A 15267-nucleotide genomic window follows, 5' to 3' on the forward strand; every position below is an offset into this window, starting at 1 on the left:
GTGGGTGTTGTGGATCACGGACAGACTGTGGACAGCATGTATATGGTCCCCCGGGGCACGTCATGGCCCCGGGACGCGGCAAGGGCGAGGGCGGACAGTGCGGCAGAGAGCCTACGGGCAGGTGATGCGGGCCGTCGCCTGCGCGCTGATGGTGTGGCAGGTCTGGATGATGTGGTACATCGCCAGCCACGAGGCCGTCTCCGTGCAATGGACCTGCGACGGGACCGGCGGCTGCGCCAGCGACCAGTTCGCGGCGGCGGCCCCGATCGTCGGAATCGGCTCGGCCGTCGTCCTCGGTCTGCTCTCCGCCCGTTTCCTGCACCGCGCCGCGCCCGGGGCGATGGTCATGCTCTGTGCCGTCGCCGCGATCGCCGGCTGGCACGACGCGCTGGCGGAGGGCCAGGTCGATCCCGGCACCACCACCTCCTTCCACATCTTCTTCCCCGTCGGTGAGTTCTCCGTCTCCAGCTGGCTCACCTTCCTTTGGTCCGTCGCGGGCGCGGGCTGCCTCGCCGCATGGTGGGGCGCGGCCGTCAGCCTGCGGCGCACCGCGGGGCTGCGCAGACTCTCCCGCCGCTACACCACGGCCGACGCGGTGCTGGAGGGCTGGCGGTCGGTGGGCCGCAAGTACGGCGAGGTCACCGTGGTCTTCGACGACACGGCCGGGGTGCGTCATGAGGTCCCGGCCATCGTGGAACGCGTCGCGCTCAGGCGGGACGTCCTCGCTCTGTACGACGCCGACCGCCCCGACGACCCGGACCGCACCAGGGTCGTCATCCCCCGCCGGAAGGTACTGCGCCTCTCATGACCACGTCGACCTCCACCGCGTCCTCCCTGCGCGGCTTCGTCAGGCTGTTCACCGTGGTGTCCGCGCTCGGCACCGGACTCGCGCTGGCCGCGCTCGTCCAGGGCGCCGTGGACGGCCCCCGCTGGCTGCTGATGCTCGCGCTCCCCGTGACGGCCCTGGCCCTGGCGGCGTACGGCAAGGCGGCCGAGGACACGAAGTCGGGCGTCGCCGCCCTCGGGCTGCGCTCCGGCGGCCCGCGCGCCTTCGCGCCGGCCGTGGTCAACGGGGTGAAGGCGGTCAACAAGGAGAACGGCCGGACGGCCGTCGACGGGCAGGCCGTGAACTCCGTGTTCGCCTTCGATCTGACCGTGGTGACCGACGAGCTGCCCCCGTACCGGATCGAGGTCCGTCACCCCCTCGACCTGCAAGGGCTGCTGCACAGGTCCAGGGCGGTCGTCGAGTACGACCCCGAGCAGCCCTGGCGGGTCGTCATCCCCGACAGGCCGCCGCGCGAGTGGCTGGCCCGCGCGGCGAGCCTCGTCCCGCCGGTGGGCGAGGTGAAGCGCCGGGCCGGCGGTGTTCCGGCCGGGTTCCGCGCGCTGGCGTCGGGCGTGGTGATCGCGGCCGTACTGCTGGTGCTGGTACGGGTGCTGGGCTGAGAGGCCGTCGGGAGGCCTTCGATCGGACGGTCTCCGAGCCGCCGCGGGCTCAGCCGTTGCGCGGGTACTTCTTGAGCACCTTGCCGTTGATGTCGGCGCGCAGATAGGCGCCGCCGTACTCGTCCGAGACGTAGACGCTGAGCGTCGGCTGGTAGTCGTCGAACGGGGACGCCGGGTCGATGTCCACGTAATGGCTGGTGGGCTCGGCGACGCCGAGCTCCTTGTCCGCCCGGCGGATCAGGCCCGGCAAGGCGTCCCAGTTGAACTTCTCCAGGTCCACGGACTTGGCGTCCGGCTGGAGGGTACCGCCCGCGCGCTCACGGGCGGCCTTGCCGTCCCGGTAGGTGTAGACGTCGTACAGGCCCTTGTTCTTCGCGACCGGGGCCTCGACGCTCGCGTGCACGTCGTACAGCGAGAACGACGTGACCCTGGTGCCGCCCATCACCGGCTTGAGCGCCGCGATGACGGACCGCGCGGCGGAAGGCGTCAGCAGATTCCTGGTCGGCGCCGCGGCCTTCTGCGGGCTCTCCTTCTCCTCGGCCGGCGAGGCACCGCCCCGGGCCCGGTCCGGGGCGGACGGAGTGCTGTCGGCCGCCTTCGTGGTCGAGTCGGGCACCAATGACCAGACCAGGACGCCGGTCAGGGCCGTCCCGGCGAGCGCGGTGGTGATCGCGACCGCGCGGCCCCGCCGGACCCGGCGACGGATCTCCCGGGTGCCCAGCGTCGCGGGCCGGGGAGGCGGGGGAGCGGTGACGGGCGGACGACCGGGCCCGTACGCGCCGGACGGGCGTCGCACGGGGGCGGTGGGCAGGACGGTGGTCGGGCCGGCCTGGCCGTAGCCGGCCGGCCGCGCGTCCTGCCGGGTGGGCGGGTCCTGACGAGGCGGTACGGCATCCTGCGGCGCCGCCCGGTCCGGTCCGGGCGCCGAGGCCGGCTCGCTCACCGTGGCCAGCATCCGGTCCAGTTCCTCGGGACGGGGCCTGGCGGAGGTGTTCCGGGTCAGCAGCGCGTTCAGTACGGGAGTCAGCGGACCGGCCTGCCGGGGTGGCGGGATCTCCTCGTCGAGCACGGCCGCCAGCGTCGCCAGCGTGGTCGCCCTGCGCAGCGGATGCACGCCTTCCACGGCCACGTACAGCATCATGCCGAGCGACCACAGGTCCGACGACGGATCGCCCTCCGCACCGCGAATGCGCTCCGGCGCCATGTAGTCGGGGGAACCGATGAGGGAGCCGGTCGCCGTCAGACTGGTCGACTCACGGATCGCGGCGATGCCGAAGTCCGTGAGGACCGGGCTGCCGTCGGTCCGCAGCAGTACGTTGGCGGGCTTGACGTCGCGGTGGAGGATGCCGGCGGCATGGGCGGCACGCAGCGCGGACAGCACCCCGCGGCCGAGTTCGGCGGCCTCGACCGGGCCGAGCGTCCCCTCGGCCAGACGCTCCGCGAGCGAGGCACCGGGCACCAGCTCCATCACGATCCACGGGTACGTGTGCTCGCCGCCGTCCACGATGTGGTGGACCGTGACGACGCCCGGGTGGTCGAGCCGGGCCAGCGCGCGGGCCTCCCGCAGCACCCGCTCCCGCAGCAGCCGCGCCGACTCGGGGTCGTTCTCGGCCAGAGCGGGGTCCGGGGGCCGTACCTCCTTGAGCGCCACATCGCGATGCAGGGCCAGGTCATGGGCCCGCCACACCATGCCCATGCCGCCGCTGCCGAGCCTGTTCACCAGCTCGAAACGGTCGTCGATCACTCGGCGCACAGGCCCCCCAGCGTTCATGGAAAAGAGGGTACGGGGCGGTCCCGCAGCGGCGCGCACCCGCCCCGTACCACTCACACGTCGTCGTTCGGCGTGAGCCGCAACGTCATGATCTGGAACGGACGCAGCCGCAGGCCTACCGCATCGCCCGCCACCTCCGCGGACTCCTCGGCGAGCGGACGCTCCAGCAGATCCGTGACCCTCGCCCCTGCCAGGGGGAAGCCCGTGGTCAGACGCGCCGAGGCCCGTCCGCCGTGGGCCTCGTGGAGCCGGACCACCACATCCCCGCTGCCGTCGTCCGCGAGCTTCACCGCCGTCACGACCACCGCCTCGTGGTCGACCGAGACCAGCGGGGCCACCACCGCGCTTCCCGGCACCCGGCGCTCGGGCAGGCCGAACTGCCAGCCCTCACGCACCGCGTCGCCGATGGTCGCCCCCGGCAGCAGCGCGTACCGCAGCCGGTGCACCCCCTGATCCGTCGCGGGGTCGGGATAACGGGGTGCGCGCAACAGCGACAGCCGCACCGTCGTCGTGGTGGAGCCGTCCTCGCGGACCGTACGGGTCACATCGTGCCCGTACGTCGAGTCGTTGATCAGCGCCGCGCCCCAGCCGGGCTCACCGACGTGCAGGAAGCGGTGGGCACAGATCTCGAACTTGGCCGCCTCCCAACTGGTGTTGGTGTGCGTCGGCCGTCGTACGTGCCCGAACTGGGTCTCCGCCGTGGAGTGATCGGCACGCACATCGATCGGGAACGCCGCCTTGAGGAACTTCTCCTGCTCGTGCCAGTCGACCTCGGTGTCGATGTCCAGACGCCGGGCCCCGGGACGCAGCGTCAGGAGCTGGGTGACGCGGGACGAACCGAAGGTACGCACCACCTCGACGCCGTCGCCGCTGCGTCGCACCACGTCCGCCTCGGTCAGATCGGTGACCGTGTTGCGGTAGAAGGAGTCGACGTCCCAGGCGTCCCAGCGGTTGGGCAGATCCGGATGGACCTGGAGCAGATTGGCCGCGCGGCCCGGGGCGACCGTCTCGCGTCCGGCCACCAGATCGACGACCGAGACCACCAGGCCCCGCGCGTCCACCGTCACCCGGAGCAGTCCGTTGTCCAGCCGGAAGCCCCCTTCGTACGCCTCGGCCTCCACCGGCCGCTCCGGCTGCCCGGACGCGGGGGCCGCCCCTCCCGCGACGACGCCGGCCCGTTCGTGCGGAGCGGAGTTGAAGACGACCGTGCCGCCACCGTCCGGAGCACCCGCCAGGGCCCGCTGCGCCGCCGCGATCACGGCTTCGAGCTCTTCGGCGATCTGGGCGTACGTCGCTTCCGCCTCGCGGTGCACCCAGGCGATGGACGACCCCGGCAGGATGTCGTGGAACTGATGCAGCAGCACACTCTTCCAGATCCGCTCCAGCTCCCCGTACGGGTACAGGAACCCCGTCCGTACCGCTGCCGTGGCCGCCCAGAGCTCCGCCTCCCGCAGCAGATGCTCGCTGCGCCGGTTGCCCTGCTTGGTCCGCGCCTGCGAGGTGTACGTACCCCGGTGCAGCTCCAGGTACAGCTCGCCCAGCCACACCGGCGGCCGGTCGTACTCGGCCTCGGCGGCGGCGAAGAAGTCCGCGGGCCTCTCGATCGTCACCCGGGGCGAGCCCTCCAGGTCCGCGAGCCGCCCTGCGCGCGCCAGCATCTCGCGGGTGGGGCCACCGCCCCCGTCCCCCCAGCCGAACGGCACCAGCGAGCGCGTCGCGTGCCCCTTGTCGCGGAAGTTCCGCTCTGCGTGCGCGAGTTCGGCGCCGGACAGCTCCGCCACATAGGTGTCCACCGGCGGGAAGTGCGTGAACACCCGGGTGCCATCCAGCCCCTCCCACAGGAAGGAATGGTGCGGGAACGGATTGGTCGTGTTCCACGAGATCTTCTGGGTGAGGAACCAGCGCGAACCGGAGAGCGCCACCAACTGCGGCAGGGCCGCCGAGTAACCGAACGAATCGGGCAGCCACACCTCCTCGGTCTCGACCCCGAACTCCTCCAGGAAGAACCGCTTGCCGTACACGAACTGCCGGGCCAGCGCCTCGGAGCCCGGCATGTTGGTGTCCGACTCCACCCACATCCCGCCCACCGGCACGAACTGTCCGGCAGCGGCCTTCTCCTTGACCCGCGCGTACAGCGCCGGCTGATGCTCCCGCAGCCAGTCCAGCTGCTGCGCCTGCGACATCGCGAAGACGAACTCCGGATGGTCGTCCATCAGCGCGACGACATTGGAGGTGGTGCGGGTGACCTTGCGCACCGTCTCGCGCAGCGGCCACAGCCATGCCGAGTCGATGTGCGCGTGACCCACCGCCGACAGACGGTGGGCGGAGGCGTGCGCGGGGGAGGAGAGCACGGCGCGCAGCCGTTCCCGGGCGGTGCTCGCGCTCGCGCCCACGGCGTCCAGGTCCAGCGCGTCCAGACAGCCCTCCACCGCGCGCAGGATCTCCCAGCGGCGGGCCGAACCGAGCGGCAGCTGCCGCATCAGCTGGTCGAGCACCTCCAGGTCCTGCACCAGTTCCCAGACCTGCCGGTCGAAGACCGCGACGTCCATCCGCTCGACGCGGTACAGCGGCTCGCTGCCCGCGGTCTCCCGGTCGCCGAGCGCGCTGACACCGTCCAGGATCTCCGGATTGGCCGCCGCTTCCAGGTAGTACGTGAACTCCTCGCCGCCCGCGACCGGTTCGCCGATCCTCAGCCACGTGTTGCGCGGATTGAGTGCCTTGACCACGCTGCCGTCCGGCCGGTGGGCCAGCGCCTCCGCGGAGAACCCCGGCCGGTCGCGGGCGAACCCGAGGTCGATGACCGCTTCGACGATCTCACCGGCCCATTCGGCCGGGACACGGCCCGTCACCCGGAACCAACTGGTGCCCCAGGCCGGTCCCCAGGCGTCACCGAGCGCGCCGGGCCCGTAGGGGCCGGCCACCGCCTCGGCGAACGGCACCGGTTCGCCCGGGGCGTGCCAGACCTCGAATTCCAGGGGCGCCGTGCGGGGATGGACGGCGGGGCGGATGCGCTCGCGCAGGGCGCGGTCGAGCCGTTCCTCGGTCAGTGTGCGGTCGTCATGCATGAGTGAAAGGGCCCCTCTGAATGAATGTGCGCCATGGGCTGGTTGTTCACGGGAGCTCGTCGAAGCCCACGCAAGGCAGTGACATCCCGTCGGCCAGGGCCAGGAGTCTCTCCAGGCGGGCCGGCGTCACATGGTTGGCTTCCTGGGCGTCGGCGATGCAGTGGGCGTAGAGCGTGGTCACGCCGCCGTCGTCGGCGGTCCGGCGCAGGGCCGTCTCCACCCCGGTCAGATCGTCCCCGTACGCGACGGCCCCGCGCCCGGAGTCCACCGAGCACCCCAGCAGGACCCGCCGGGCGGCGATGTCGCCCGCCGGGACGTGCAGCTCGGCGGCGAGGGACGGATCGGCGCGGCGGTCGGCGGACACACCGCCGCGCAGCCGCTCGAAGAGCGTGAGGAGCAGCCGGTCGGTGCTCGTGTCGCGGGCACTGCACGGATAGCCGAAGCTCCTGGTCGGGAAGCCGAGACGGCGCAGCGACTCCAGCGCGGGCACCACCTCCCGGTCGAGATAGGCGCCCGCGCCGTGCGCGGCGATGAACTCCGGCGCCCGCTCGTGCCGCAGACCGTGGCAGCCGATGGTGTGACCGTCGTCCGCCAGCCGGTGCAGCAACCGCACGTCGTCCCGGTCGAGCCGGTCGGGCTCGCAGATGAAGAAGGTGACACGGGCGCCGTGGCGCCTGAACAGCGGTGCCGCGGCGGCCCACTCGCGCACATGCCGGTCGTCGAAGGTGAGCAGCAGGGCGCGGTCGACGCGATGGTCCCCGCGGTCCGTCATCGCCCCGGCCCCTCGGGCGCCCAGCCGGGGACGGAGCCGTGCAGCGCGGTGTAGAACGGGTCGCCCGGCCCGATCTCACCGGCCAGGACGGGGCGCCCGGTGAGTGCCGCCTTGTACATCGAGGTGATCAGCTCCAGGGAACGGCGGCCGTCCCCGGCGCTCGCCCTCGGCCGCCGGCCCGCCCGCATGTCGGCCAGGAGCGAACGCAGCTGTGCGCTGTGCGAGCTCGGGACGTCCTCGGCGGAGGGGGCCCACCCGGCCGCCCGGCCGGGTTCGACACCAGGCGCAGGGGTGTACGTCCAGTCGCCGTTCCCGTACCCGTACAGATGGTTCAGCTCAATGGTGGCGTCCCGCAGATCGATGCGCAGATGGCTCAGCTGACGAGGCGAGAGGGAACTGTTGACCACGGTGGCGAGGGCGCCCGAGGCGAAGCGCACGGTGGCGGTGGTCACGTCGTCGGTCTCGACGTCGCGGGCCAGCCTGCCTGCCATGGCCCGGATCTCCGCCCAGTCCCCGAGCAGCTCCAGCAGCAGATCGATCTGGTGGATGCCGAGCCCCATGGCGGGACCCGCGCCCTCCGTCGCCCACTTGCCGCGCCAGGGGACCGCGTAGTAGGCGTCGTCGCGGTACCAGGTGGTCTGGCAGTGGGCGACCAGCGGCGCGCCCAGTTCGCCGGAGGCGATGAGGGCCTTGGCGTGCTCGGCACCCGATCCGAACCGGTGCTGGAAGACGATCGGGGCGTACGGGCCCCCCTCGCCCTCGGCCGCGGTCATGGCGTCGTACTCGGCGAGACTCAGCGCGGGCGGCTTCTCGCACCACACCCAGGCCCCGGCCCCGAGGGCGGCGACGACCTGCTCACGGTGGGCGACGGGCGGCGAGGCGACGACGACGAGATCGGGACGGACCTCGCTCAACGAGGCGGCGAGATCGGTGGAGTGGTGGGAGAGCTTGAAGTCGGCGGCGAAGGCGCGGGCCGTTGCGGGATCGGCGTCGACGGCGCCGGCCACGCAGAAGTCCGAGGGGAGTTCGAGGAACGCGGGCATGTGGACGGCGCGGGCGATGTTGCCCGCGCCGACGAGCAGTACACGATAAGGAGACACAGTCACAGAGGGCCGTCCAGGCTGAGGGCGTGAGCCGCGGTGGTGGGTGAGCGGGATTGGTAAGCGTTTTCCAGCAGGTCGGTGAAGTGCCCTTCCCGAAGGAAGGGCAGTGGGTCTCAGAGAGTGGCGTAGAGCGCCCCGGCACTGGTCACGGGTCCGGTGCGGAGCCGGTCCGGCCAGTCGAGGGCCAGGCCGAGTGATTCCCTCAACCGGCCCTGGAAGGAGGCGAGCCGGTGCTCGGACCCGCGGACCGCGCGCGGCGGCAGCCGGTGCTCCAGGCAGTACGACACCAGCGCGCCGACGGCCTCGCCGATGGTCCACTGGCCCGCGTGCCCGCCGAGCGCGGGCGCGCTGAGATGTGTCGCACCGATGTTCCGCCCGGCCGGGAGAAGGTTCTCCACCCGTACCGGCAGCAGGGCGCCCAACGGCAGCTGGAACGGCAGGCACTCCAGATCCAGGCCCGCGCCGCCACCCTTGCCCGGGTGCAAGGTGATCCGGGAACGCAGGGTGCCCACGCTGTCCGTGAAGGTTTCGGCGCCCGGTGTCCCGGCCCGTGCGGCAGCGGTCAGATGGTGCTCCAGCAAGGTGAACTCGGCCCGGATGCGCCGTGATTCGCGTACATGCGGTGTCTTGGCGAACCCGTCGGCCGTGCCGGTGGCATCCGGCCGCAGGCGCAGCTCGGGATAGCCCTGCCCGCCGTCGTGCCGGGGCGCGCGTGTCTGCATCCAGTGGAGGAACGACAGCGCCTGCTCGCGGGCCTCCCGCTCGGCACGAGCGCGTACCTCGTCCCCGCGTCCGGCGAGCGGCAGCCGTGTGTAGGCCGTCTGCTCCCAGTCGACGAGGGTGATGTCGCTGTCGAAGGTGCCGGGCAGGTACCGGCTCCGGGCGAGCGCCCGCAGCCGGTGCCAGCGGTCGTTGGGCGGTGCGGCCCACGGAGGGACCTCGTCCGGCTCGTGCAGGAAGAGCGGCACGGAGCGGGCCGGGGCACCACCGGGTTCCCCGGTGTCCCAGGAGAAGGAGTCGGACCACCGGTCGTAGCCGGCGGGCCGGTCGACGGTGTGGTCCTCGCCGGGGCGGTGGTCGAGCGCGAAGACCCAGGAGACCGGCTGCTGGTCCAGCGGATCGGCGACGGCGGCGGCGTGCGGTTCGCCGGTCTCCTCGCGGGACTCGGCACCGGTGACGTGCTCGACGCCCGCGAGGTCGAGCAGCTCGCCCAGGTCCGTCGCGTCGACGACGTACGGAGCGCCGACCGTCAGCAGCTCGCCGTCCGCGGCCTCCAGAGTGACCGCGGCCACCCGGTCCCCATCCGTCCGGGCCGCTACCGGGCGGTGGCGGAGCAGCAGGGTGAGCCGGCCCGAGGCGAGATGCGGGGTGAGCAGCTCCTGGACGACGGCGAGTGCGGCGCGCGGTTCGTGGCTGAGATGACCGGTGGTACTGAGCCCGGGGTTCAGCAGCGGGTCGGCGTACGGCTCCGGGCGCAGCGGGTAGTTGCGCCGGTAGAAGTCGCGTATCCGTTCGCGCAGATCACGGTATCCGGGGGAGACCGGGTCCAGTTCGATGCGGTGGCCGTCGGCGAGCGGGACCGCCTGAGCGGTGAACAGGCCACCGGGCCAGTCGGTCGCCTCGGTGAGCACGACGCGGTGGCCGAACCGGGCGGCGGTCAGCGCGGCGGCGAGGCCACCGAGGCCGGCACCGACCACCAGGACGTCGGTCCCGAGTTCACGGGTACGGGGTGCGGGGGCGGCGGACACAGGAGTCTCCTCCCTCAGGGCCGACGGGCGGCGACGGTACGGAGCCGGACCGGCACGGACTCGCGCGTCCTGATCCGGACGGGGAGCACGATCTGCTCGGCGCTGCGGTACGGGTCCTCGCCCGCCGTGCGCTCGGCGATCCGGGTGACCAGTTGGCCGACCGCCCGGCTGCCGATCTCCCTGGCGGGCAGCCGGGCCGCGAAGCTGGTGAGCGGCAGCAGATCGTAGGGGCCCACGTCGTCCATACCGGCCAGCACGATGTCATCGGGCACGGCGATGCCGAGCGAGGCCAGATCGGAGGCGGCGGTGGCGACGGCGAAGCCGTGCGCGCACAACAGGGCGGTCGGCGGCTCGGGCGCGGCGAGCAGTTCGGACAGCCACTGCTTGCGGTCGTCCTCGGGCAGTGCCGTGTAGGAGCGCAGCGCGGTCAACTGGGGGAGCAGAGGCTGGTCATGGGCGCGCAGCGCCTGCTTGTGCCCGGTCATCCGGTCGTGGACGCTGGTGCACTGCGTCTCGCCCCAGAGCGTCGCTATGCGCTTGTGGCCGTCGGCCAGCAGGTGCTCGGTGACCCGGTAGCCGACGTCGTAGTTGTCGGCGGTGACGGCGTCGATCGCGAGGCCGGGAAAGTACCGGTCCACCAGGACCATGGGGAGGTGCAGACGCCGGATCTCCGCCAGCAGGTCGAGATCGGGCGCGCCCTGGACGGGGTAGAGGATGATTCCGTCGACCCGGTCCTCGACGGCCTGGCGCAGCGCCTGGTCCTGGCGGGCCAGGGAAGCGTCGTGGTCGGCGTGCCCCGTGTCCGTCATATGGATCACGGAGTCGGAGAAGAAGAGCCGCAGCCCGCGGTCCGAACAGCCGGACTCGACCCCGCGCAGCACCTCGGACTGGTACGGGCCCTGGCCGCTGATGATGCAGGCGACCACACCGGACCTGTGCGCCGGGGAAGGTTCCGCGGTTCGGTCCGAGGGATCGGCGACGAAGGTACCCAGCCCCCGACGCCGTACCAGCAGCCCCTCCGCGACGAGGTCGTTGAGCGCCCGGACGGCGGTGGTGGAGCTGACGCCGAAACGCTCGCGCAGCTGGTTCTGAGTGATGAACGGAGCGCCGGCCTCGTACTCGTCACGTGCCACCTCGGCCCGCAACTCGTCCTTGATCTGCTGGTACTTGGGTCCGGACGTACCCATCCGGCCACCACCCTCTCGGATTTGACGCGTCAATCGGCGTTGATCACAGTGTCGCGGCGATTAATGCATTATTTCAAGGGGGTTGCAGTGAAATAATGAGCAACTTAACGCGTCAAGCAGGGGAGTTGTGGATTCGATGCGTCAATCCGGTGGCCCGTCGGACGGGGTCCTCGGGCGGTCATGCCTCAGTCGGCCGTACGGGGTGGCGGCGCCGTACTGGCCCGCACCACCAGACGCGACGGCACGGCGAGCGTGCGCGGCGAAGCCGTCGCGTCGCCGAGGGCCAGCAGCAGTGCCCGCCGGCCGATCTCTTCGAGCGGCAGCCGCACCGTGGTCAACGCGGGCGTGACGTCGCAGGCCACCGGCAGATCGTCGAAGCCGACGACGGAGACATCGGCGGGCACGCTCCGCCCGAGGTCGTCACGGAGCGCCGCGAGCGCTCCGAGCGCCATGGCGTCATTGAGCGCGAAGAGTGCGGTGATCCCCGGCGACCTGCGGAACAGCTGCACAGCCGCGGCGCGCCCGCCCTCCCGGGTGAAGTCGGCCTCCACGCGATGGCGCTCCTGAACGGAGATGCCCAGTTCGGCCGCCCGCTCCAGGAAGCCGTGCAGCCGGTCCTGTACGGAGACCAGCGCCAGCGGTCCGCAGATGATGCCGATCTCCGTGTGCCCCAGCCGCGCGAGGTGCTCGGCGACCGCCCGGCCGCCCTCACGGTTTCCCGGCACGATCGTGTCCACCGGAAGATCCTGGTGCGCGACCGCGGTCACCCGGCCGCCCTGCGCCGCGAACGCCTCCAGCTCCTGGGTGAGCGCGGGGCTCCCGCCGGTGAAACCCGAACCGGCGAGGACGACGGCACGGGCCCGCTGCGCCCGCAGCCGCGCCACGTACTCCGCCTGGAGTCCGGGCTCGTGGAAGGTGCCGGCCAGCATCACGAGGAGCTTGTGGTCGCGGGCGACCTCCATGACACCGGCCGCGATGGCGGAGTAGTAGGCGTCATTCACATCGTGGACGATCAGACCGACGATGGACGTCGTGGACTGCACGAGCGCGCGGGCCGGCGCGTTGGACACATAGCGGAGCCGGGCGGCGGCCTCCAGGACGCGCTCCTGCAGCTCCTGGGTGACGTTGCGGTCGCTGTCGCTGAGGACGCGCGAAGCCGTGGCGAGAGAGACCCCGGCGTCCTGCGCGACCTGCTGGAGCGTCACGGCGGACGGCGGGCGGGGGCGGGCGGAACGTCGATTGACCTGGCTCTGCATAGGGATACGATAGCTGCACTGAAAGCGTTTTCCCATTGCGTGCGCGAGAGGAACCCGCCGACGGCCGAGGTCGGGCCGGTCCGGCCCGAGACGGCTGTCGATCCCGGCCGAGGCGAGTCGCGGCCGACGGAGCCAGGGGCTCCGGACACCCGGGCGGCTCCGGGACCGCCGAGCGCGGTGCCGGCACCGGTGAGGGTTCGCGCGTCTGTTTCGGAGGCCGTCCCCGGCTCGGCCGACCGTACAGACCCGGGTCCCGGATCGCGCAGGCGTGCGCGACCGGAGATGTCGAGGGGCGGTTCCGGGTACGGGCTGACCCCGTCCACGCCCTTGTTCACCACGGGTGCTCCGCGAGGTACTCGGCGATCCGCTCCCGGTCCCATGCCCCGTCCGCGACGGTGACCCGGTAGCGGCGGGACAGGGTGTCGCCCGGGGCCAGCTCCAGTTCGTCGTAGAACGCGAAGGAAGGGGCGACGGCCGCGAAGGGCTCGTTGCGGACGAACCAGTGCGCCGGGTGGGTCCCGCCCTCTCCCGAGTGGTCGTTCTCCGGGGCGTGCCGGAAGATCAGTGTGGCGTGGCCGTCGGCGCCGTCGTGCTCGCCGCTGTAGGCCAGCCACGGGGCCTGCGTCCCCATCAACTCCGGTCCCGAGCCGTCCGGTCCGAGGATCCGCCCGCCCCGGAAGGCGCGCGGCCCGCGCCAGAACAGACCGGTGTACCCCGCCGCCTCCCGGCCGTGTGTCGTGGGGCTGCCGAAGTGCAGCGGCTCGGTGCGCCGATTGGTGATCGCGCTCGACCAGGTCAGCGTCCAACTGCCTCCGGTGCCTGCCCTGCCGGGGCCGGATTCGGCGTGTTCCACGTCATGCAGTTCGATGCGCCGCCGCTCGTCCGCCCAGTGCGTGCCGTCGTGGTGGTGCCAGCTCAGTCCCTCCGCGATGACCGCGCGTCCGGCATCCGCCGCCACCTCGTCGAATCCGAGGTGTGCCATCGATCCGACCCGTTCGGGCAGCGGCCGGTAGTCCTGGCCGTGCACATAGGTGTTGCCTCCCCACAGGTTCTGCCCGGACAGATGGGAGGCCGTCATCTGGAGGCCCTTGTGCCAGCGGTGATCATTGGGCCGATAGCAGGTGACAACGTTATCGGTCAGTGTGCGCATGGGATGGACGTATGGCTTCGGAGCCTCCCAGGCCGCCTCCGGACGGTAGACATAGCTGATCAGATCGACGCCGCCGCGCTCCTCCGTGACCGTGATCCGATCCCCGTGGGCGTGCGTGACGCGCAGTGGACTGCTCATGTCCCAAGTCTCCCGGGTGAGGGCTGGAAAGCGCTTACCGCAACCTAGGCCCTTCGCCGGATGCGCGTCAACAAGAAGAGAACGGGCGGGTGTTACCGCGCGCTTGGGCGCCGTGGTGCACCCCTGAGGGCTGTCCCGTGACATTCCGGGCACTGCTCTCTTCTGCCGGGGGCAGGGTGGGCGGCCGGGGTCTTCCTCCGCCGGCCGAAGAGCCTCAGGGCGTGAGGTAGGAGTGGAAGACGCCCTCCGGGTCGTACCGGCCCCTCAGTTCCTGAAGCCGTCGCCAGTCGTGCGCCGTGTAGGACCGCTCCGCGCGGGAGGGACCGGCGCCGAGGTCGGCCTCGGCGATGTAGTGCCCCGTCCCGAGGGGCTCCACGGCGCTCATCGTCTCGCGCAGCCAACGGGTGTTGATGTCGTCATCCGCCGCGTCGTCCCAGACGGCGTACGGGACGACGTAGCTCGATCCGAGCACCGAGAACGCCATGTCGCGCAGCAGTTCCTGGTTGTGCGACGCGGGCGATACGGGTGCCAGGACGAGGGACTTGTCGGAGGGAGCCCGCTCCACCGCATCGCTGAACCCGGACAACAGCGTCCCGAGGTCGGAGTCGGACCACAGGGTGTCGGCCGCGTAGCGGTGATGTGCGGGCCATAGGTCGTCGGAGGCTTTGTAGAGGGCGTTGAAGGACGTCGGCCGGTCCGCCTCGCGGAAGAGGGACCGATCGGCGAAGGGGCAGTTCCGGAGCGGCCCGAGGGCCTGGACGGCCTGCCCGCGCGAATCCGCGAAGGCGGTGGCCGCGACGGTGACCACCTTCGGCCGCGGCCTCGCTCTCGTCATGTGCGGGGCGGCTGTTGCGAGCACGAGGGTCAACTCCACGGTCGGTTGAAGGCCGCGTGCGGTTTCGACGGCCCAGTTCGTCACCTCATGAAGATCTGCGAGGGGAAAGACGAACGTGGTCGACATGATCGCTGCGGGAAGCCGGTCCAGGCGGAGGTGAAATCGGGTGACGACGGCGAAGAAACCCGGACCTGCTCCGCGCGCCGCCCAGAGCAGGTCGGGATTCTCGTCCCTGTTGCACCGGACCGTTTCGCCGTCCGCGGTCACGGCCTCGATTTCATGGACGCCCCGGCAGGCCGGCCCCAGGGCGCCGGAGTTCCAGCCGAGGCCTCCGCCGAGGAGATAGCCGCCGACGGCGACCGACCCGCAATGCCCCGTGGGAAAGGAGAGGCCGCGCTCTGCGAGTTCCGGAGCGAGTTCACTGCCGGTGACGGCGGGCTGCACGGCCGCCGTAGCAGAAGCCGTGCGGATGTCGCACTGCCGGAGCCGGGAGAGGTCGATGAGCATGCCGTCGGAACGGACGGAGGAACCGCACCAGCTGTGCCCGCCCGCCCGCACCGCGATGCGGAGCCCGCGGCGACGAGCCAGCCCGATGGCCCCGGGAACATCCCGGTCCGAAGCGGCGCGGACGATCAGTTCCGGGTATCGCTCGGGCTTGCGCCCGTTCCACACCATGCCTGCCAGGATCGCGTCGTAGTCGGCATCGCCGCGCTGGACGAGCTCCCCTTCGATTTCTCTGGCCGGTTCTCTGTCGTGCATCACGGAACTCCCGGACTTGCACAGGCCACGGCCGTGG

The 15267-nt window shown here is 71.8% G+C and carries 11 protein-coding genes; 2 read left to right on the forward strand and 9 right to left on the reverse strand.

Features of this window, described 5'->3' with window-relative positions:
• The first annotated feature begins 97 nt into the window (after positions 1-97).
• Entirely contained in the window at positions 98-808 is a 711-nt protein-coding gene (locus tag ACIQCZ_RS12030; protein WP_402281683.1) for a hypothetical protein, read from the forward strand.
• A complete protein-coding gene (locus tag ACIQCZ_RS12035) occupies positions 805-1446 on the forward strand; it encodes a hypothetical protein (protein ID WP_402281684.1) in 642 nt (213 codons plus the stop codon). The genes ACIQCZ_RS12030 and ACIQCZ_RS12035 overlap by 4 nt, the downstream gene beginning before the upstream one ends.
• 49 nt (positions 1447-1495) lie before the next feature.
• Here ACIQCZ_RS12035 and ACIQCZ_RS12040 read toward each other — a convergent pair whose 3' ends face one another.
• From ACIQCZ_RS12040 to ACIQCZ_RS12080, 9 genes are all read right to left on the reverse strand, one after another.
• Positions 1496-3217, reverse strand: coding sequence for a protein kinase (locus ACIQCZ_RS12040; RefSeq protein WP_402281685.1), 1722 nt, complete (start codon positions 3215-3217; stop codon positions 1496-1498).
• A 53-nt stretch (positions 3218-3270) separates the two neighbouring features.
• A complete protein-coding gene (locus tag ACIQCZ_RS12045) occupies positions 3271-6282 on the reverse strand; it encodes an alpha-mannosidase (protein ID WP_402281687.1) in 3012 nt (1003 codons plus the stop codon).
• Positions 6283-6328: 46 nt separating this feature from the next.
• A complete protein-coding gene (locus tag ACIQCZ_RS12050; protein WP_402281689.1) occupies positions 6329-7054 on the reverse strand; it encodes a polysaccharide deacetylase family protein in 726 nt (241 codons plus the stop codon).
• On the reverse strand, positions 7051-8160 hold the full coding sequence (locus ACIQCZ_RS12055) for a Gfo/Idh/MocA family protein (RefSeq protein WP_402281690.1): 1110 nt from the start codon (positions 8158-8160) through the stop codon (positions 7051-7053). Before ACIQCZ_RS12055 ends, ACIQCZ_RS12050 begins: the two co-directional genes overlap by 4 nt.
• Positions 8161-8270: 110 nt before the next feature.
• The gene (locus ACIQCZ_RS12060; RefSeq protein ID WP_402281691.1) at positions 8271-9905 is read right to left on the reverse strand and encodes an FAD-dependent oxidoreductase; all 1635 of its coding nucleotides are present in this window, start codon (positions 9903-9905) and stop codon (positions 8271-8273) included.
• A 14-nt stretch (positions 9906-9919) separates the two neighbouring features.
• Positions 9920-11092, reverse strand: coding sequence for a LacI family DNA-binding transcriptional regulator (locus ACIQCZ_RS12065; RefSeq protein WP_402281693.1), 1173 nt, complete (start codon positions 11090-11092; stop codon positions 9920-9922).
• A gap of 185 nt (positions 11093-11277) precedes the next feature.
• Positions 11278-12348 carry a LacI family DNA-binding transcriptional regulator gene (locus ACIQCZ_RS12070; RefSeq protein WP_402281695.1) on the reverse strand — a complete coding sequence of 357 codons (1071 nt, stop codon included), beginning with the start codon at positions 12346-12348 and terminating at the stop codon, positions 11278-11280.
• Between the two features lie 331 nt (positions 12349-12679).
• Positions 12680-13636 (reverse strand): PmoA family protein, encoded by a 957-nt coding sequence (locus ACIQCZ_RS12075; RefSeq protein WP_402281697.1) that lies wholly within the window; start codon positions 13634-13636, stop codon positions 12680-12682.
• Between the two features lie 214 nt (positions 13637-13850).
• On the reverse strand, positions 13851-15230 hold the full coding sequence (locus ACIQCZ_RS12080) for an FAD-binding oxidoreductase (RefSeq protein WP_402281698.1): 1380 nt from the start codon (positions 15228-15230) through the stop codon (positions 13851-13853).
• Positions 15231-15267 lie beyond the last annotated feature (37 nt).

Source organism: Streptomyces sp. NPDC093149, from assembly GCF_044754145.1.
GTDB lineage: Bacteria > Actinomycetota > Actinomycetes > Streptomycetales > Streptomycetaceae > Streptomyces.